Annotated in this window: 20 protein-coding genes; 8 read left to right on the top strand and 12 right to left on the bottom strand. The window is 59.8% G+C overall.

Going from position 1 to position 18,476, the window contains the following annotated elements:
• Nucleotides 1–3: 3 nt before the first annotated feature.
• On the top strand, nucleotides 4–360 hold the full coding sequence (gene folB / locus AC5DB9_RS09400; RefSeq protein WP_022959445.1) for a dihydroneopterin aldolase: 357 nt from the start codon (nucleotides 4–6) through the stop codon (nucleotides 358–360).
• Between the two features lie 2 nt (nucleotides 361–362).
• Here folB and AC5DB9_RS09395 read toward each other — a convergent pair whose 3' ends face one another.
• Genes AC5DB9_RS09395 through AC5DB9_RS09365 form a run of 7 tightly spaced genes read right to left on the bottom strand, consistent with a single transcriptional unit; the run spans nucleotide 363 to nucleotide 8,120 of the window.
• Nucleotides 363–1,445 (bottom strand): tRNA nucleotidyltransferase/poly(A) polymerase-related protein, encoded by a 1,083-nt coding sequence (locus tag AC5DB9_RS09395; protein ID WP_272991996.1) that lies wholly within the window; start codon nucleotides 1,443–1,445, stop codon nucleotides 363–365.
• Between the two features lie 38 nt (nucleotides 1,446–1,483).
• The gene (locus tag AC5DB9_RS09390; protein ID WP_272991998.1) at nucleotides 1,484–2,290 is read right to left on the bottom strand and encodes a symmetrical bis(5'-nucleosyl)-tetraphosphatase; all 807 of its coding nucleotides are present in this window, start codon (nucleotides 2,288–2,290) and stop codon (nucleotides 1,484–1,486) included.
• Between the two features lie 8 nt (nucleotides 2,291–2,298).
• The gene (apaG, locus tag AC5DB9_RS09385; protein ID WP_022959442.1) at nucleotides 2,299–2,676 is read right to left on the bottom strand and encodes a Co2+/Mg2+ efflux protein ApaG; all 378 of its coding nucleotides are present in this window, start codon (nucleotides 2,674–2,676) and stop codon (nucleotides 2,299–2,301) included.
• 12 nt (nucleotides 2,677–2,688) lie between these two features.
• Nucleotides 2,689–3,477 (bottom strand): 16S rRNA (adenine(1518)-N(6)/adenine(1519)-N(6))-dimethyltransferase RsmA, encoded by a 789-nt coding sequence (gene rsmA / locus AC5DB9_RS09380; protein ID WP_022959441.1) that lies wholly within the window; start codon nucleotides 3,475–3,477, stop codon nucleotides 2,689–2,691.
• Entirely contained in the window at nucleotides 3,474–4,472 is a 999-nt protein-coding gene (gene pdxA, locus AC5DB9_RS09375) for a 4-hydroxythreonine-4-phosphate dehydrogenase PdxA (protein ID WP_272992000.1), read from the bottom strand. The genes rsmA and pdxA overlap by 4 nt, the downstream gene beginning before the upstream one ends.
• Complete coding sequence (locus AC5DB9_RS09370; RefSeq protein ID WP_272992001.1) at nucleotides 4,472–5,737, bottom strand: peptidylprolyl isomerase; 1,266 nt, start codon at nucleotides 5,735–5,737, stop codon at nucleotides 4,472–4,474. Before AC5DB9_RS09370 ends, pdxA begins: the two co-directional genes overlap by 1 nt.
• A complete protein-coding gene (locus AC5DB9_RS09365) occupies nucleotides 5,730–8,120 on the bottom strand; it encodes an LPS-assembly protein LptD (protein WP_272992003.1) in 2,391 nt (796 codons plus the stop codon). The genes AC5DB9_RS09370 and AC5DB9_RS09365 overlap by 8 nt, the downstream gene beginning before the upstream one ends.
• Nucleotides 8,121–8,235: 115 nt before the next feature.
• Here AC5DB9_RS09365 and AC5DB9_RS09360 point away from each other — a divergent pair, with 115 nt between their 5' ends.
• Genes AC5DB9_RS09360 through AC5DB9_RS09345 form a run of 4 tightly spaced genes read left to right on the top strand, consistent with a single transcriptional unit; the run spans nucleotide 8,236 to nucleotide 11,337 of the window.
• The gene (locus tag AC5DB9_RS09360) at nucleotides 8,236–9,276 is read left to right on the top strand and encodes an aminoglycoside phosphotransferase family protein (protein WP_272992006.1); all 1,041 of its coding nucleotides are present in this window, start codon (nucleotides 8,236–8,238) and stop codon (nucleotides 9,274–9,276) included.
• 5 nt (nucleotides 9,277–9,281) lie between these two features.
• Nucleotides 9,282–9,938, top strand: a complete 657-nt coding sequence (gene murU, locus AC5DB9_RS09355) for an N-acetylmuramate alpha-1-phosphate uridylyltransferase MurU (RefSeq protein ID WP_272992027.1) — start codon at nucleotides 9,282–9,284, stop codon at nucleotides 9,936–9,938.
• Between the two features lie 44 nt (nucleotides 9,939–9,982).
• Nucleotides 9,983–10,651, top strand: coding sequence for a ribulose-phosphate 3-epimerase (gene rpe, locus AC5DB9_RS09350; protein WP_272992008.1), 669 nt, complete (start codon nucleotides 9,983–9,985; stop codon nucleotides 10,649–10,651).
• Nucleotides 10,648–11,337, top strand: coding sequence for a phosphoglycolate phosphatase (locus AC5DB9_RS09345; protein WP_022959434.1), 690 nt, complete (start codon nucleotides 10,648–10,650; stop codon nucleotides 11,335–11,337). Before rpe ends, AC5DB9_RS09345 begins: the two co-directional genes overlap by 4 nt.
• Before the next feature lie 28 nt (nucleotides 11,338–11,365).
• On the opposite strand, the gene AC5DB9_RS09340 is transcribed toward AC5DB9_RS09345, so the two are convergent.
• From AC5DB9_RS09340 to AC5DB9_RS09320, 5 genes are all read right to left on the bottom strand, one after another.
• Nucleotides 11,366–11,953, bottom strand: a complete 588-nt coding sequence (locus tag AC5DB9_RS09340) for a DUF488 domain-containing protein (protein WP_273009581.1) — start codon at nucleotides 11,951–11,953, stop codon at nucleotides 11,366–11,368.
• Nucleotides 11,954–12,040: 87 nt separating this feature from the next.
• Nucleotides 12,041–13,456 (bottom strand): alkaline phosphatase PhoX, encoded by a 1,416-nt coding sequence (locus AC5DB9_RS09335; RefSeq protein WP_272992012.1) that lies wholly within the window; start codon nucleotides 13,454–13,456, stop codon nucleotides 12,041–12,043.
• A gap of 114 nt (nucleotides 13,457–13,570) precedes the next feature.
• The gene (locus AC5DB9_RS09330; RefSeq protein ID WP_272992014.1) at nucleotides 13,571–14,230 is read right to left on the bottom strand and encodes an anthranilate synthase component II; all 660 of its coding nucleotides are present in this window, start codon (nucleotides 14,228–14,230) and stop codon (nucleotides 13,571–13,573) included.
• Nucleotides 14,227–15,633 carry an anthranilate synthase component I family protein gene (locus AC5DB9_RS09325; RefSeq protein WP_272992017.1) on the bottom strand — a complete coding sequence of 469 codons (1,407 nt, stop codon included), beginning with the start codon at nucleotides 15,631–15,633 and terminating at the stop codon, nucleotides 14,227–14,229. Before AC5DB9_RS09325 ends, AC5DB9_RS09330 begins: the two co-directional genes overlap by 4 nt.
• A gap of 8 nt (nucleotides 15,634–15,641) precedes the next feature.
• Nucleotides 15,642–15,908, bottom strand: coding sequence for a Trp family transcriptional regulator (locus AC5DB9_RS09320; protein ID WP_022959429.1), 267 nt, complete (start codon nucleotides 15,906–15,908; stop codon nucleotides 15,642–15,644).
• 133 nt (nucleotides 15,909–16,041) lie between these two features.
• Here AC5DB9_RS09320 and AC5DB9_RS09315 point away from each other — a divergent pair, with 133 nt between their 5' ends.
• Genes AC5DB9_RS09315 through trpC form a run of 3 tightly spaced genes read left to right on the top strand, consistent with a single transcriptional unit; the run spans nucleotide 16,042 to nucleotide 18,466 of the window.
• On the top strand, nucleotides 16,042–16,620 hold the full coding sequence (locus tag AC5DB9_RS09315; protein WP_022959428.1) for an anthranilate synthase component II: 579 nt from the start codon (nucleotides 16,042–16,044) through the stop codon (nucleotides 16,618–16,620).
• Between the two features lie 14 nt (nucleotides 16,621–16,634).
• On the top strand, nucleotides 16,635–17,672 hold the full coding sequence (trpD, locus tag AC5DB9_RS09310) for an anthranilate phosphoribosyltransferase (RefSeq protein ID WP_272992030.1): 1,038 nt from the start codon (nucleotides 16,635–16,637) through the stop codon (nucleotides 17,670–17,672).
• Nucleotides 17,669–18,466 (top strand): indole-3-glycerol phosphate synthase TrpC, encoded by a 798-nt coding sequence (trpC, locus tag AC5DB9_RS09305; RefSeq protein WP_272992020.1) that lies wholly within the window; start codon nucleotides 17,669–17,671, stop codon nucleotides 18,464–18,466. Before trpD ends, trpC begins: the two co-directional genes overlap by 4 nt.
• The last annotated feature ends 10 nt before the right edge of the window (nucleotides 18,467–18,476 follow it).

The raw sequence follows: 18,476 nt of genomic DNA, 5'->3' as shown, positions 1-18,476 counted from the left end.
ATCATGGATAAAGTCTTTGTACGCGGTTTACGCGTCGATACCATTATTGGTACTCACGATTACGAACGTCTCCACCGCCAAACGGTACTTATCGACTTGGAAATGGGCTATGACGTTCGGGCGGCGGCGGCTGCCGAAGACATTTCCCTGACGCTGAATTACCAGGCCATCAGTGAGCGCCTGTGTGACTTTATCCGTCAGAGCGAATTTCTGCTGGTGGAGACCCTGGCCGAGCGCTGTGCGGCCCTGATTCGCGATGAGTTTGGTGTGCCTTGGCTGCGTTTGCGTCTGGCCAAACCGAACGCCCTGCATTACGCGGACGAAGTCGGCATTATTATCGAACGCGGCAGCGCCGGCTGATTTCAGCGTTTTTCCAGCAGCATCGTCAGTGTTTGCAGGCGGTGCTCACGTAAGGCCTTGCCCAGTGCGGGGCCGCGCAATCCTTCCTCCATCAACTGCTTTGCGTCGATACGACCGAGTGCCGCTGCGGCGCGTTTGAGTTGTTGGAGCTGCTCACTGTCTTCACCCAGCGCGGCTGCAATGCCGCACAGCTTATCGAGTATCTCCGGTCGTCGCAGGTAATCCAGTGCTTCCAGTTGTGACAGCGTCGCATCGGCTGGCAGAGCCTTTGTCAGCGGCAGGGCGCTGGCGGCATGGCGAGCCAGCAGCGTGGCCAGTTTGCTGGTGCGAAGCCGGGTGCAGAGCGCCTCAACGTCTTCACCAGACATTGCGCTGCAGCTCAGGGCAAAGCGCTGGTCGACATCGAGTCCCGTTTTATTCAGCGCCTGAAGCAGCGCGGCGTTCAAGCTGTCGGCCCAGGCTGGGGATAAGGTATTCAGTGCGCTGCAGGCCAGCAGACTCTCGAAAAAGGCACTGGGCTGGCGTTCGCTGAGGGCCTTGTTGATCTCGACCATAATGCGCTCGGGACTGAGTGCGCCCAGTTCGCGGGCGGTGCTCATCTGCCGCATCAGCAGTAGGGTGTCGTCGGCAATGTGGAAGCCGAGATGGGCGTAGCGGGCGGCGAAGCGGGCAACCCTGAATATACGCAGCGGGTCTTCGGCAAATGCCGGGGAGACGTGGCGCAGCAGTCGCTGTTCAAGGTCTTGCTGGCCACCAAAGGGGTCGATCAGCGAGCCGTCGTCGGCCTTTGCCATGGCGTTAATGGTCAGGTCGCGGCGTCGCAGATCGTCTTCAACGCTCACTTCAGGGCCAAAGTCGCAGACAAAACCGTGGTAGCCCGCCGCCGTTTTTCGCTCGCGTCGTGCGAGGGCGTATTCTTCTTTGGTTTTCGGGTGAAGGAAAACCGGAAAGTCCTTGCCGACCTGCTCGTAGCCGAGATCAGTCAGTTCCTCGGGCGTGGCGCCCACCACCAGCCAGTCACGCTCGTGGAAGGGGTAGTTTAAGAGTTCGTCGCGGACCGCGCCGCCGACCAGATAAATGTCCATGGGCGAATAATCAACGATTCTGTGAGGTGGGGGAAGGCCTAGTGGCAATCGCAGCGATGCAGTTCACCGCTATCCATATCCAGCAGTGTCATATGGCGTCCCCAGACGCAGCCGCTGTCCAGGCCGATCACGTCGCTTCTGCCAGTTTTGCCTTCCAGTGCAGCCCAGTGGCCGAAAAGCAGTGTTTCCTGCCGGGGGGCGGTTGGCCAGCGAAACCAGGGCTGGTAGCCCTCGGGAATGTCGCGGACGGCCCCTTTGAATTTCAGTTCCAACTCGCCATCGGCGCGACACAGGCGCATGCGGGTAAAGTAATTGGTGATGCAGCGCCAGCGCTCTGCGCCTTCCAGGTCATCCCGCCAGCGCAGAGGCTCATTGCCGTACATGTTCTTAAAGAAGGTTTCGCTTTGCGGGCCTTGCAGTACCGATTCCAGCTCGGCGCTCAGCGCCAGTGCCTGCTCGCTGCTCCAGATCGGCGGAATGCCTGCGTGGCTCATCAGGTAGCGCCCGTCCTCCGAGCGTAGCACCAGGGCTTGCTGTTGCAGCCAGTGCATCAGCTCGGGCAGCTCGGGGGCGTTGAGCAGCGCGTCCAATGTGGGATGGCGTCCCCGATCGGTATAGCCCTGGGCAAGGGCGAGACAGTGCAGGTCGTGGTTGCCCAGGGTGATGCGCAGGCTGTCGCGAATGCTGTAGAGGTAGCGCAGGGTATCCAGGGAATCAGGGCCGCGGTTGATCAGGTCGCCAACCAGCCAGAGCTGATCCGCCGAAGGATCGAAATTGACCGCATCAAGCAAGCAGCGCAAGGGCTTGAGGCAGCCTTGTAAATCGCCAACAGCGTAGCGGCTCATGTTTCTGCTCAGTGCAGCGCGGAGCGCTGGGCCAGCGAGAACACGCCGATGGGCGCAATAAATGGGCGCCCGGAGGCGCTGATCATTTCGTAGCTGCCTTCCATGGTGCCGACAGCGGTGTCGATAACGGCGCCCGAGGTGTAGGTGAACGATTCACCGGGTTCAATCAGCGGTTGCTTGCCGATCACGCCCTCGCCCTGAACCTCCTGCACCTGATTGTCGCCATCGGTGATAATCCAGTGGCGGTTCAGCAGGCGAACAGCCTCGTCGCCGTGATTGAGAATGGTGATGGTATAGGCAAAGGCGAAACGCGATTCCTCGGGGCTGGATTGTTCCGGCAGAAACTGCGTGTCGACTTGAATTTCAACGTTTTCGGTGTGGCTCATGAATACCCGGGTTCAGCGCGCCTGGCGCTCGAGGAAATTGGCTATGGTAACAAATTCTGTAAGACCGAGCTGTTCCGGACGAATGCCGGGATCAATGCCCAGTGTCTCAATCTGCTCGCCGCTGAGCAGGTTCTTCAGGTTGTTGCGCAGGGTCTTGCGGCGCTGATTGAAGGCTTCACGCAGCACTCGCTGGAGGGTGTCCACGTTGTCGGCAACAATCGGCAGCTCGCGATGCGGGGTAAGGCGGACGATTGCCGACATCACTTTGGGGCGCGGTGAGAAGCATTCCGGGGGAACGTCAAACAGCGATTCCACCTGACAGTAATACTGGGCCATGATTCCCAGTCGACCATAGGCCTTGCTGCCCGGCTGGGCGGCAAGGCGATCCACCACCTCTTTCTGCAGCATGAAGTGCATGTCCTGAATACAGGATTGCGCCGACAGCAGATGGAAAATCAGCGGAGTTGAAATGTTATAAGGCAGGTTGCCGACAACGCGCAGCGCGTTGTCGCCTGCCAGCCCGGCAATATCAAACTTGAGCGCGTCGCCTTCGTGCAGATGGAAATTCTCCAGTGCACCGAATTTGTCATCCAGAATGGGCAGCAGGTCGCGGTCCAGCTCAATCACATCCAAGCGGCAGCCGCTGGCGAGCAGCTCGGCAGTAATCGCGCCCTGACCGGGGCCGATTTCCAGCAGGCGCTGGTCGGCGCGGGGCGACACAGCGCGAACAATACTTTGAATGATGCCCCGGTCGTGAAGAAAGTTCTGACCGAAGCGTTTGCGGGCGCGGTGTGCTGTCATAGTGTGGTGTCGCTGTAGGCGTTCTGGGCCATATCGATGGCATAGTGCAGGGCGGTCGCCATGCTGCCGGGGTCGGCGTTGCCGCTGCCCGCCAGATCCAGCGCAGTGCCATGATCGACGGAAGTGCGGATGATGGGCAGGCCCAGCGTGATGTTTACCGCCTGGCCAAAGCTCTGGTACTTGAGCACCGGCAGACCCTGATCGTGGTACATCGCCAGTACGGCGTCACACTGCTGGAGGTGGCGGGGAGAGAAGGCCGTATCGGCGGGCATCGGGGCGGTGAGTTTCCAGCCTTGCTGGCGGAAGCGGGCGAGCACAGGTTCAATTACCTCGATTTCTTCCCGTCCCATGTGGCCACCTTCTCCGGCGTGAGGGTTGAGGCCGAGCACCATAATCCGCGGCTCATTACAGCCAAACTGGTGGCGCAGGTCGTGATGGAGAATCTCCAGCGTGCGCGTCAGCTCGGTGTCGGTGATGGCGTCGGGCACGGCGCTCAGAGGAAGGTGGGTGGTCACCAGTGCCACGCGCATGGCGTCGCTGGCCAGCATCATAACCACTTTGTCGACACCGCAGCGCTCAGCCAGGTATTCCGTATGGCCGGAGAAGGGAATGCCGGCGTCATTGATAATGGATTTTTGTACCGGGCCGGTCATCAATGCCTGGCAGTCATCGCGTCGACAGGCGTCGGTCGCGGTGCGCAGGCATTCGACCACATAGGGCGCGTTGCGCACGTCAAGCTGCCCGCTTTTTGCCGGGCTGTCGAGGGAAACCGCGCGGACAAATAGCTGCCCCGGCCGGTGGGCTTGAGCGGGGCTGTCGTCGCTCACTTCAAGCAGTTCAATCGGGATGTTCAGCGCCTCGGCGCGTTGTTGCAGCAGCGCCGGATCGGCGTAAGCGACCAGCATCGCCGGCCAGTCTTGCTGCGCGATGCGCAGCAACAGCTCCGGGCCTACCCCGGCAGGTTCACCGGGAGTGATGGCGATCTTCGGCAGCATCAGTTCTTGATGTCAACGTAGGCTTCCGAACGGATTTTACGCAGCCAGATGTCCAGCTCGTCCTGGTATTTACGCTCGTGAAGTACGTTGCGGGCCATACGTTTGCGAAGTTCGCCGCTGACGTTTTGCTGGCGGCGGTCTTCCACCTGAATGATGTGCCAGCCGTACTGGCTTTGTATCGGACGCGTGACTTCGCCGATCTTGGCGTTGTCCATCGCTTCCTGGAATTCTGGCACCAGTTGGCCGGGTGAGGTCCAGCCCAGGTCGCCGCCTTCTTGCGCCGAGCCGATGTCCTCGGAATATTCCTTGGCGAGGTCGCGGAAGGACTCACCGTCGATGATTTGCTGGCGCAACTTGGCAGCCAGCGCGCGGGTTTCGGCGTCATCGCGGATTGCCGAGGGCTTGAGCAGGATGTGGCGAGCGCGGGTCTGGGCGATGGTTTCGTTCAGGCCGCGGCTCTCCAGTAGTTGAATCACGTGATAACCCGAGGCGCTTTTCAGTGGCTCCGAGACCTGGCCGTCGCTCATGCCGGGTGCCACATTGGCAAACAGTGAGGGCAGATCGGTTTCCTTGCGCCAGCCCAGATCGTTGGCCTTGATGCCGCCCTGTGCCAGGGATTGGTAGTCGCTGCCGCTGCGCAGGCGGTTTGCCAGTTGCTTGGCGCGTTGCAGCGCTGCGTCGCGCTGGCTGTCGCTGGCATCCGAATCGACCGGCACCAGCAGGTGAGCGAGGCGGTATTCCGGCGAGGTGCGGGCGCGGCCTTCTTCCGAATCGAGGTAGTTGTTGACCTCCTGATCGGAGATTTGAATGCGCTGGTTCACATTGCCCATCTGCACACGTTGTAACAGCATTTCACGGCGGATTTGCTCGCGGACCTCATTGTAGGAGGCGCCGCTGTCGATCAGTGCCTGGCGGAACTGCGGCAGTGTCATCTTGTTTTGCGCAGCAACACGGCCAACGGCCTGATTGAGCTGTTCGTCGTCAATCCGCAGACCGACACGGTCGGCCATCTGTAACTGGATGTTCTCCAGAATCAGCATGTCGAGCACTTCCTTGCGAAGCTGTTCCTGCGGCGGTGACTGCTGACCGGCGCGGGCAATGTTTTGCTCGATGGTGGCAACGCGGTCATTCACTTCGCTGGCTAGAATGACATTGTCGTCAACAATGGCGACGATGCGGTCCAGCCACTGGGTTTCGGCTCGTGCAACTGTGCTGAGGCACAGGGCAAACAGAGCGGCGAGGAGTGTTGTCTGACGTTTATTCATTTGTTTGATAACCAAAAATGCTTTCTTGCAGTACGCTGGTAACGGCCGTGCCCAGGCCGCCCAGCCCCTTGAGTTGGAACTCCACGAGGTAGGCGGAGTTGGTTCGGGTGTCAATGGTATTAGACGCGCTATCGTTCTCGGGTTCCAGTGCCTGCTGGTAGACAAAGCGCGTCAGCCAACAGCAGTTCTCGTATTCCACGCCAACCAGATTCTCCAGCGGACGGTTGTCCTCAAAGTCGTACTGGGTTTTGGCAAAGAGTTTCCACTGGTTGTTCAGCGGAATCACCGCTGAGGCATCCACCTGGCGAACATCATTGTCGAGGCCGCCGTATTCGTTACCCTCGCGCCGGATACTGTAGCCGAGATTAATCATGCTGCCGTTCTCGGTTTCAATGTGGTAGCGCAGATTGGTCTGATTCAGTTTTCCCTGGCGCGCGTCGTAGAGCAGGTCGGCATCGACGCTGTGGTAGCGATTGGGTGACCAGCGAAGCTGGCTGGCAACGTCTGAATTACTGCTTTTGCGCACCGGGTCGCCGGGCAGCTGTACGCGCCCATCGTCGAAGTAATAGAGCTGACCGACGCTCACGCTGAGAAATTCCCGGCCGATTTCGTTATCGATAAAACGGCTGCTGACACCCACCGCAAGCTGGTCGGCATCGCCGAGACGATCGCGGCCGGTGAAGCGGGTATCGCGGAACAGTTGCTGGTATGAAAAGGTCAGCGCCGCGCTGTCGAAGTCCGGGTGATCGCTCTGATTCGCATATTCGGCATTGCGGTAGTAAATGCGCGGCTCCAGGGTCTGGGTCAGGCTGCTGTCGCCCAGCTCCAGCGGTCGCTCAAAGAAGAGACCGGCATCGAGGCTGAACTGGTTGGAGGCCGCACTGGGGTTGTTATCCAGGCCGACAGTGTCGGCCTTGTCCAGCGAGTAGCCGACATAACGGCTCTTCACCGTGGGTTCTACAAAGCCCCAGCGCCAGCGCATCGGCAGGCTCAGGCCCGCTGCGCCATAAAAACGCTGCCCGGTAACCTGGGTGCCGCCATTCTGAATGGCGTCGCGGTGGTCGAAGCGGGTGTACTCGACTTCCATGGACGGTTCGAGCTGGAAATTGCGAGCTGGTGACTGATAACTCAGCGCGAGCTGGGGCAGCTTCTGATAGGGGTCGTCGACCGTGGCGATGGTCTGGTAGCGCTGCACTTCCAGGCGGCCGCTCCAGTTGTCAGAGAGGTAGCCCAGTTTGGCCTGTTGGTTCAGGTGGGTGCTGCGTTTTACGCTGAGGTTCGCCAGCCCGAGGTCTGAGAAATAATCATTGTCGCTGACCCGCGTGTAGTCGACCTCTGTGCTCCAGTTATCGCCCATGTAGCCTTCTTCGGCGATGCCCAGCAGCCAGCGGTCGATATCTTCGCGCTGGTCGTTGGGCAGGTAGCTGCCGTTGATGGCCCACTCTGAGTACTTGTTGAGGTAGCGGAATTCGCCGCCGAGGGCTTCGCCGCGGGCTTCGATATAGCGCGGAACCACGGTCAGGTCGTAATTGGGTGCCAGATTAATGTAGTAGGGCACCGAGATGTCGAGGCTGTTGTCGGCCAGGCCCACGGTGGGAAACAGGAATCCGGTGGTGCGGCGATCATCGACCGGGAAGTTCAAATACGGTGTGTAAAAGACCGGCACATCATAGATACGAACACTGGTGCCGCGCGCGATGCCGCGGCCGGTTTCGTAGTCCAGCTCAATGCTGTCTGCGTGCAGCGACCAGGTTTCCTTATCGGGCGTACATTGGGTGTAGCTGGCTTTTTCCAGTTCAAAGCGGCCGAAGGCCGGGCGCGCCATGCGTCCGGCGCTGCCACGGGCACCGGTTTGATAGCTGAGAATTTCCGCTTCTGTCAGTTCGCCCAATCCGGCATTCGTGTCGAGGGTGGCCGACTGGCCTCGCAGCATAAAACCGGGCTGACGCAGGACCACGGCATCGCGCAGCATGACGCTGCCGTCGCTGCGTCGGTAGCGCGCGTAACCGGCGTCGAGACTGAGACTACCCTTGCGAAGTTCTACGCCGCCCTGCATCGTCGCGCTGTCGCCGACCGATTCGATCGTGTCAGCGGATACGACCAGCGGGGCTGTGGCCGGGTCTTGGTCTGATCCACTCCAGTCTCTGGGCGGCTCGACAAAGCGTCCGGCACACCCCGGCGACAGTTCGCAGCGGGCGCTTTCCGGCAGTTTGTCCAGGGGTACCCAGTTCCAGTGCTGGTAGTAGGCGGGGAGTCGCGACATATCGAATTGCATCGCTTGGCCACTGATCGGGCCGCACTGCTCCACGGGCGCAGTCTGCGCCAGGCTGGCGGCACTGCAGCCGCACAGCAGCAGTGTGAAAAATGGGCGAAACGCAGTCATTCGATAATGGCTTAATTACGTGTGGCGATTGGCCTGAATTAGCGAAGGCGCATAATAAAGCATTCTCTGCTAGGATGCCCGTTTCCCGTTGAGATTGACCGATTTCCTGCCTTCCATGACTGCTGAAAATCCGACACTGACCCGTGACTTGACGCGCTGGGGCCTGCTTCAATTGGGGCTGCCAGAAACCACTCCCGCGACCTTGTCGGTGGTCTCTGGTGATGCCAGTTTTCGCCGCTACTATCGCCTGACGCTGGACAGTGGTGAGGCCTTTATTGCGGTCTACGCGCCGCCGGATAAAGAGAACAACCCTGCCTTTATTGCTGTTCAGCAGCGGATGATGGCCGCCGATTTGCGGGTTCCCGGTCTGCTGGGCTGGGATTTACAGCAGGGGTTCATGTTGCAGGAAGACTTTGGCGATGCGCTGTTGCGCCCGGCGCTGTCTGATCTTGACGCGGCCGATCGCTATTATCGTCAGGCCTTCGATAGCCTGCTGAAAATGCAGGCTATGCCCTTACAAGATGGCGATCTTCCCGATTACGACCGCGAGCGGCTGTTGGAGGAGATGGCGCTCTTTCCCCACTGGTTCGTACAGCAGCTATTGGGCTATACCCTCAGCGATGAGGAGTGGCAGATGCTGGCCCGACTGTTTGATGCGCTCGCCAAGCGGGCGATGTCCCAGCCGCAGGGCTTTGTGCACCGGGATTTCCACAGTCGCAATATCATGCTGCTGGAGAATGACGAACTGGGACTGATCGACTTTCAGGATGCCGTGCGCGGCCCGGTCAGTTACGACCTCGTGTCACTGCTGCGCGACTGTTATATCCACTGGCCTGCCACCCGTGTCAGCGAGTGGATTGAGGCCTATCGCCAGCAGGCACTGACGGCCGGGCAGTCGATGCCGGATGCCGCCGAGTTTGCCCGCGATGTGGATTGGATGGGGCTGCAAAGGCACATCAAAGTGCTGGGAATTTTTGCCCGTCTTAAATTGCGTGACGGCAAATCGGCCTACCTCGACGATCTGCCATTAGTCATTGCCTATACCCTGTCGGTCGCGCGGCAGTATCCCGAATTTGATGAATTTGTGCGCTGGTTTGAAACACGGCTGTTGCCGCTGGCGGCGGCGCAGCCCTGGTATCGGGAACTGCGCCTGTGAGGGCAATGATCCTCGCCGCCGGGTTTGGCGAGCGCATGCGCCCGCTGACCGAGACCACCCCCAAGCCACTGCTGCGCGCCGCGGGGAAACCCTTGATCGATTATCACCTGGAGAAGCTCGCCGTTGCGGGGTTTAACGAGGTGGTGGTCAACAGTGCCTGGCTGTCTGAGCAGATTGTGGATTACCTCGGCGATGGCACGCGCTACGGTTTGCAGATCACGCATTCGGTGGAGGAACAGCCGCTGGAAACTGCCGGTGGCATTGTGCGGGCGTTACCTCTGCTGGGCGACGTGCCCTTCCTCCTCCTTAACGGTGACGTGTGGAGCGATATCGACTTTGCGCCTCTGCGGGCGATTCGGCCAGCCGGTGCAGAGCTGCTGATGGTGGACAACCCCGCACACAACCCCGCTGGTGACTTTGCACTGGGCGACGACGGCCTGCTTCGTGAACAGGGCGAGCCGCGCTACACCTTTGCCGGGGTGAGTGTCTGGCAGCCGGCATGCTTTGCGGGACTGGCGCCAGGGCGCCGCCCTCTGAAACCTCTGATGCAGGCCTTAATGGCTCGATCGCAGTTGAGCGGCCGTCTTCATCGCGGTCAATGGTGGGATATCGGAACGCCGGAACGCCTCGCTGCGCTGGATGCCGAGCTGCGCTCTGCGTAAACTACGCACTCTTTTCTGCCGCGACACTGCATACGGGATCGACCATGGCCGACTACTGGATAGCCCCCTCAATTCTCTCTGCCGACTTTGCCCGCCTGGGCGAGGAAGTGGACACCGTGCTGGAAGCCGGTGCGGATATTGTTCACTTCGATGTAATGGACAACCATTATGTGCCCAATCTCACCATCGGCCCGATGGTGTGTAAGGCGCTGCGCAATCACGGGGTGAAAGCGCCCATTGATGTGCACTTGATGGTGTCGCCCGTCGATCGCCTGATCGGTGACTTTGCCGAAGCCGGTGCCAGTATTATCACCTTCCACCCGGATGCCTCTATTCACGTAGACCGCTCTCTGCAGATGATCCGCGATGCGGGCTGTAAGGCCGGATTGGTACTGAATCCTGCCGTTGGCCCTGACGTACTGAAATACGTGATGGACAAACTCGACATGGTACTGCTGATGTCGGTAAATCCCGGCTTTGGCGGACAGAAGTTTATTCCTTCAACTATCGATAAAGTGCGTGAAGTTCGCGCCATGATCGATGCCAGCGGCTACGACATCCGTCTGGAAGTGGACGGCGGGATTTCCGCCAAGAATATTGCTGAAATCGCGGCGGCCGGTGCCGACACCTTTGTTGCGGGTTCGGCAATTTTCAACGCCGATGACTACACCGCGGTGATCGACAACATGCGCAGCGAACTGGCCAGCGTATGATGCGTCTGCAAACGCTGTTGGGCGAGGCACCGTTGCAGGCACTGCTGTTCGATCTGGACGGCACGCTGGTCGATAGCGTGCCCGATCTGGCCGCGGCGATGGACCACGCTCTGGAATTTTGCGGCTACCCGCCTGCTGGCGAGGCGCGTGTGCGGACATGGGTGGGCAATGGCGCGCCTAAACTGGTTGAGCGGGCATTGACCTGGGCGCTGGAAGTCAGTGAGCAGCAGGCTCCACAGGCTCAGCAGCGCGTGTTGCTGGAAGCGTTCTACAACGCCTACGCCGAAGACAGCAGTTCGCGCAGTCGCCTGTTTGACGGGGTACGCGAGGCGCTGGAGTACTGGCAGGCGGCAGGCATTAAACTGGCCTGTGTCACCAATAAACCCGAGCGTTTCACCCATCCTATCCTCGCCACCTTTGATTTGCAGGAGTTGCTGCCGGTCGTGGTCGGCGGGGACACTCTGCCGACTCGAAAGCCTGATCCTGCGCCGCTGGTTCTGGCGTGTGAGCAGCTCGGGGTGTCGCCGAAAAATGCGGTGATGGTTGGTGATTCCAGCAACGATATTCAGGCGGCGCATGCGCTCGGCATGCCCGCGGCCTGTGTCAGTTTCGGCTATAACCACGGCGCGCCGATTCAAGAGGCGGGTGCCGACTTGCTGGTCGATCATTTCAGCGACCTGGTCTAGGTCGTCATGCTGTCGCGTCCCGGCGAATTCAGTCGGGTTTGCGGTAGGCGTGCTGTCGACACTGCGCCTGCCAGGCCAGCGGCAGGCAGGCGCATTCCGGGGTAAGCATATCCGGCTGAATATTCTGAATTTGCATTAGCCGCCGCTCCAGCGCGGCTTCGTCCTCCAATACACCATCGTGCTCGATATGCAGCACTGGCTGCTGTCGTTGGTGCAGCAGGTAGTGACCGATCAGCAGGCTGCGATGGCAGGTCGCCGGGTCTTTCTCCGCACACATCAGCGCAATGCGCAGGGATTTTTTCATTCCGGCAAACACCCGTTCGATGCCGTTCAAAAACAGCTCGGCGGTTTGCAGACGGTCAAACTGCACCTGTCCGCGGTCATCATAATGGGCAGGGTCTTTGGAGCGCGGGCCGAGTTCATCCCCCAGATATACGTAATGGATACCGGCTGCGCGCAAAGAAGCGGCCAGTGGCTCGCGGTGATAATCGTGGAAGGCCTTGCTGTAGGGCACCGAGCGCACGTCGGCGATCGCATCAATCCGATGCTGGCGAAGTTGCGCCAGAAAGGTATCCAGCGGTTTGGTGGCATAGCCTATGGAGAACAGCTCGGGCATGGGCAGGTCGGTGTGCAAAGCGCAGCATTGTACACCGGCTATGGCGGCAACGCAGGGCGTGGCGTCTGCCCTGCGTTGCTTGCGTGACTAGCGGTACTCCTCGGGGATGGTCAGCTCGTAGGTCGTGCCAAACCAGGGGATGCCGAGATTGACCGGGCCGCGCTGCGAGCTGAAGTACAGGCGACTGCCGTCGGCGGTAAACGCCGGTCCGGTCAGCTCGCTTTCGCCACCCGGTACCTGCAGCAGGATTTTCGCGGGCTGGTTGGGAATCATCACCATCAGCCGCATGGCGTCGCCGTCTTCGGCCACAATCACATCGCCAGCGGGGCTGACGACCAGGTTGTCGACATCGTCGTAGGGCAGTTCGTCGACGGCCGTCAATTGCTCGTTGTCGAACACGACTTCGATCAGCTCGTTGTCGACGTCCAGCGCATACACGCGGTTGTCGCCTTTACAGGCAAAGAAGATCACCGCACGCAAGGGGTGGTCGCTGCCATCGACGGTCTGGCGCTGACCTTCGGGGAATTCCTGAGTCCAGATGCCTTCGCCACCTTTGAATACGGTGCCGGGTGCGCCGACACCCGTGGCTTCAATTTCACTGCGCACCTCGGCCTGAGTGCGCTCCGGGGACTGTACCGCGACCCATTTCACCTTGTGCAGTTTGCGGGCGACGTCGAGGTCTTCCTGATAGCCACCGGCCTCGAAGCCCTCAATTTCCAGAACCTCCAGCAGGCCGTTGTCCAGGTCGAGACCTTCCTTGCCATTGATCGACGTCTTGGCGCCGACCGAGGTGAAGCGGTAGAGGCGTCCGCTGCCGCTGTCTTCTGTCAGATAAAGGGTGCGCGTTGGCAGATCGACGGCGACGGCCTCGTGATTAAAGATGCCCAGCGCCGGGCGGGCAACGGCATCGTCGGCACTGCCAAAGGGGTCGCACTCGTAAACCTGACCGTCACTGACTTCCTCGCAGGACAGCCAGGTTTGCCAGGGCGTCGCGCCGCCTGCACAGTTGTTGCGGGTGTCGCGAAGAATACGGTAGTTGTCACTGATATCGCCGTTGGCATCGAAGCGCAGCGCGCCGACGCCACCGGGGGTGGATTCACTGTTGGAGACATAGACCCAGCCGCCGTCATCGGCCTGGAACACGGCGCCGCCATCGGGGTTGCTGTGCCAGAGCGTGAAGTTAAAGGACGGCGAAAAACCGGCTCGCGCCACACGGCGAATAGAGAAACCCTCGGGAATCAGCGTGCCGTCGACATCGGATTCAACCAGATTGCCGATATTGGCAAGGGGGCCGGCCTGGAGCGGCAGTTCGGTGGCCGGAACTACCGGGTCCGGAACGTCGGGGACATCGGGCACGTCTGGAACGTCCGGGGTGTCAGGGGTGGAGCTGTTGTTGGATGAGCTGGACGAGCCGCCACAGCCGTATATGCCAAGGGCAACTGAGCCCAGAAACATGGATCGCAGTACTTGGCGGCGACTGCTGATGAGTTTTTTTGACGTCACGACATCCTCCTGTAAACGGCCAAAGACAAAGCCGAATACGCTAGAGGAAAAGTATGGCAGTTTGATGAAAGTGTGATGTAGCGGGTGTAAAACGTCACCCGCTAACAGTCGTCTTCAAGCGAACAGAAAGTTGCGAATCAGCTCCTTGCCGCCCTCGGTCGCAAAGGATTCCGGGTGAAACTGAATGCCGAAGATAGGGTAGTCGCGGTGCTGAATTCCCATGATTTCAAAATCACCGCCCTGACGGATGCGCGATAAATTATCGAATTCCCTGGCCGGGAAGTCGCCGACCAGCGCTGTCAGTTGCAAGCACTCGGGGAAGGATTCGGCCTCGGCCATCAGTGAGTGGTAGCGCATCACTTCCAGTTGATCGGGAATGTTGGCGAACATGCCCTGACGGTTATGACTGATGGGGCTGATTTTGCCGTGCATGGGCCGCGGGGCTTTAACGACCTTGCCGCCGAACACATGGACAATGCCCTGCATACCCAGGCAGACGCCCAGCAGCGGCGTGGTTTTGCCCAGTTCGGCAATCACCTGCGCACAAACACCGAAATAGTGCTCGTCATCCGGCGAGCCCGGGCCGGGTGAGACAATAATCCGGTCGGCCTGCATTTCGCGAATTTGCGCGAGACTCAGCTCGTCGTTGCGTTTCACCACAATGCTGAAATCGTCCACCGCGCCACGGTTTTTCTCGGAGGTGAGAATTTCGCCGATGTACTGATAGAGGTTGTAGGTAAAGGAGTCGTAGTTGTCGATAATCAGTACTTTCACGATGCGGCCCCCTGGTCGGCGCTGTGGTCCATAAAGGCATCCAAGACTTTTTTGGTGCCAGCAAATTTGCGCACGATTTCTTCGTACTCATCGTCGGGGTTGGAGTCGTAGACGTTGCCGCCACAGGTTTGCACGTAGGCCTCCTCACCGTTGGCAAACACCGTGCGAATCGGAATGGCAAAGGTGCAGTCACCGTTAAAGGAGAAGTGGCCGACCGCGCCGCCGTAGGGGCCGCGACCGTCGTTTTCCAGGGCGTTAATAATTTTCATCGCCTCGATTTTGGGCGCGCCGGTGAGGGTGCCCGCCGGGAAATTACTCGCCAGTGCCGAGAACATGTCTTCACCCTCAGCGATAATGCCCACAATTTCGCTGGAAATATGCTGCACGTGGCTGAAGCGTTTGATGTCCATCAGGCTGCGCACTTTCACCGTGCCAAACTCGGCGACCCGGCCGATATCATTGCGGTGCAGGTCAACAATCATATTGTGCTCGGCAATTTCCTTGGGGTCGTTAAGCAGGGTGCGGGCCAGTGCGGTATCTTCTTTTTCGTCGGCGCCGCGCTTGGTGGTGCCCGCCAGTGGAAAGGTTTCCATCTCGCCCTGGCGCAGGCGGAACAGCAACTCGGGGCTGGCGCCAATCAGTTTCTGCTGACCGAATTTTACGTAGTACATCTGCGGCGAAGGGTTAATCTCGCGCATCTTCTCGTAAATATTGATGGTGTCGCCTTCCAGCTTGAAGCGCTTTTTAAAGCCCACTTCGGTCTGAAAGATTTTGCCGTCGATAATATCCTGCTTCACTTTCATCACTGCTGAGCGATGATCTTCGCGGCTCATGGTTTCGCCCATGGCGGTGATTTTCAACGGGCCGTTCACCACGTCGTCGGCGCTCAACAGGGCCTCGATTTCTGCCAGACGGCTGTCGCTGTAGTAAAAGTAGAAAACCTCACCGGTCATCTTGTCGAGAATCAGGCCGTCTTTGAACAGGCCGAAGCGGAAGGCATCGAACAGCTCGCTGTGCTGAATGCTTAGGCTGGGCTCGAAGTAGTTCATCGCGTCGTAGCCCAGATAGCCGGTGAGGCCGCCTGCGTATTTGCGCGAGATGATGTTCTGGGGAACGATCTCGCGCAGCAGCTGGTAGGGATTCTCGCTGGGGTAGTCGACCTTGCTGCCGTCGCGCTCTTCAATGGTCAGGGTATTGCCGTTGGCGTAGAGCAGCTTTTCCGGATCGAAACCGATAATCGAATGGCGGGCAATATGACTGTCTTCGCCCAGCGACTCCAGATAAAAGCAGTTGTCGTAGCGGCGCTCGATCTTTTTAAACAGGCTGAAGAAATCGCAGTCTGCCGTCAGCGTGGTGTAGTGGGGTTTGCGCGGCAGTGAAATGCGCGGCGGTGTCTGGCTCATAAGGGCGCTTATTCCGGTGAATGTTGTTTGAGGGCGCGGGAACCACGGGTCACGGTGGCAATCCCAACGCCGAGCTGTTCGGCAATCTGGCGTTGCGGCAAGCCGGCGGCCAGCAGTTTGAAAATCTGCAGGCGCTTGCTGATCTCCAGCAGCTCGGACGGGGTCAGCAGGTCGCTGAGCAGCTGTTCGAGGCTGTCCGGATCACGGGCCGTCAGCAGGTGTTCGATCAATTCCCGCTGGTAGTGTTTATCCATAGTGTTGCGCGATGTATTCATGTACTAGTACACTATCACAAATCGCGCCAAGTTCAAGCGCGGTGTCGCAGATGTTTTCACGGCGGGGCTTGCGTACAATGCCGCTTCGCATCCGGTGCGGTCGGTCCGGGGCTTTCAGGCGGGAGCAGCCGCAATGCTGTTGATGATAGACAACTACGACTCCTTTACCTATAACGTGGTGCAGTATCTAAGCGAGCTGGGCGCGGCGGTAGAGGTGGTGCACAACGACGCGATCAGCGTTGACGAGATTCGCGCGCTGGCGCCCAGTCACCTGGTGATCTCGCCCGGTCCCTGCACGCCGGACCAGGCGGGCGTATCGATGGCGGCGATTGCGGCCTTCGCCGGGCAAATACCGATTCTCGGTGTGTGCCTGGGCCACCAGTGTATCGGCCAGGTATTTGGCGGTCGCGTGGTTCGCGCCCGCCGGGTGATGCACGGCAAAACCTCGGCTATTCACCATCGCGGTGAGGGTGTGTTCAGTGGCTTGCCCGCGCCGTTTACCGCTACCCGCTACCACTCGCTGGTCGTTGAGTCAGCCGCTTTGCCGGACTGTTTGGCAGTGACCGCCTGGACGGCGGACGAGCATGGCGAGGTCGACGAGATTATGGGGCTGCGCCACCGCGAATGGGATATCGAGGGCGTGCAGTTTCACCCCGAGGCGATTCTGAGCGAGCAGGGTCACGCATTGTTAAAGAATTTTCTGGAGCGCTAATAATGAGCGAAACCATGGATATCAAAGGCGCACTGGCGCGAGTCATCAAACAGCTGGATTTGACCACCGAGGAAATGCAGGCGGTGATGCGCGACATTATGACCGGCCAGTGCAGCGAGGCACAGATTGGCGCGTTTCTGATGGGCCTGCGCATGAAAAGCGAGAGCCTGGACGAGATTGAAGGTGCGGCGCGGGTCATGCGCGAGCTGGCCACGCCGGTGGATGTCAGCGGCCTGGACTACGTGGTGGACATTGTCGGCACGGGCGGCGACGGCGCAAACCTGTTCAACGTGTCCTCGGCCAGCAGCTTTGTGGTAGCTGCGGCGGGTGCGCGCGTGGCCAAGCACGGCAATCGTTCGGTGTCGTCCAAAAGCGGCAGTGCGGACTTGCTGGAAAAGGCCGGCATTGTGCTCGATCTCAGCCCCGAGCAGGTGGAGCGCTGTATTCGCGAAGTGGGGCTCGGCTTTATGTTTGCCGTGAATCACCACAGCGCCATGCGCCACGCCATCGGCCCGCGCCGGGACCTGGCCCAGCGCACGATTTTCAATATTCTCGGCCCGCTGACCAACCCCGCCGGGGTGACCCGCATGGTGCTGGGCGTCTTCACCCCCGAGCTGTGTCGTCCGCTGGCAGAGGTCATGCGCCGCTTGGGCGCGGAACATGTGATGGTGGTGTGTTCCTCGGAGGGCCTCGACGAAATCAGTCTGGCGACGCCGACGCAGGTGGCGGAGTTGAAGGACGGCGAGATCACCGAGTACACGCTGACCCCGGAAGATGTCGGCATTAAGAGCCAGAGCCTGATTGGTCTGTCGGTGGACGGCAGCGAGGCGTCGCTGGCGCTGATCCGCAATGCGCTGAGCAAGCGCGACAACGAAGCGGCGGAAAAAGCGGCGGATATGATTGCTCTCAATGCCGGTGCGGCGCTGTATGTGGCCGGTGTCGCCAGCAGTTTGAAGAACGGTGTGGCGCTGGCGGAAGATGTGATTCACGGTGGCCGGGCTCTGGAAAAAATGCAGGAGTTAGCCGCCTTTACCCAAGGAATGACGCAATGAGCCTGCCGACGGTTCTGACCCGAATTATTGATCGTAAACACGAAGAAGTGGCTGAGCGTCAGGCGCGCAAATCTGTTGCGGCGCTGCGTGATGACATTGCGTCGGCGTCTGCCCCGCGCGGCTTTGTCCAGGCCATGGCCAGCAAGCTGGCTGCCGGACAGTCGGCGGTCATTGCCGAAGTGAAAAAGGCGTCGCCCTCCAAGGGTGTGATTCGCGAAGATTTCCGTCCCGCCGAGATTGCGCGCAGTTACGAGCGCGGCGGTGCGGCCTGCCTGTCGGTGCTCACTGATGCCGATTTCTTTCAGGGCAGCGAAGCCTATCTTCAGCAGGCCCGTGCGGCCTGTTCACTGCCGGTAATTCGCAAGGACTTTATTGTCGACCCTTATCAGGTCTACGAGGCGAGGGCGATTGGCGCAGACTGTATTCTGCTGATTGTGGCGGCGCTGGACGACGTGCGTATGGCCGAGCTGAATGCGCTGGCGATTGAGCTGGGTATGGATGTGCTGATTGAGGTCCATAACGCCGAGGAGCTGGAGCGGAGTCTGCCACTGGGCAATCGTCTGGTGGGCATTAATAACCGCAACTTACACAACTTCGACACCAGCCTTGAGACGACGTACTCGCTGCTGGCGCAGATTGGCGATGAGCGTATTGTTGTCACCGAAAGCGGCATCCACACCGCCGACGATGTGGCGGCGATGCGCGCGCATGGCGTCGATGCCTTCCTGGTGGGCGAGGCGTTTATGCGCGCCGATGAGCCCGGCGAGCGACTGTCAGAGCTGTTCTTTTCCTAAGCGGCAAAAT

This window comes from Spongiibacter sp. (genome assembly GCF_984394615.1).
The sequence above is the reverse complement of the archived record's forward strand: the minus strand, read 5'-3'. Positions and strand labels throughout refer to the sequence as shown.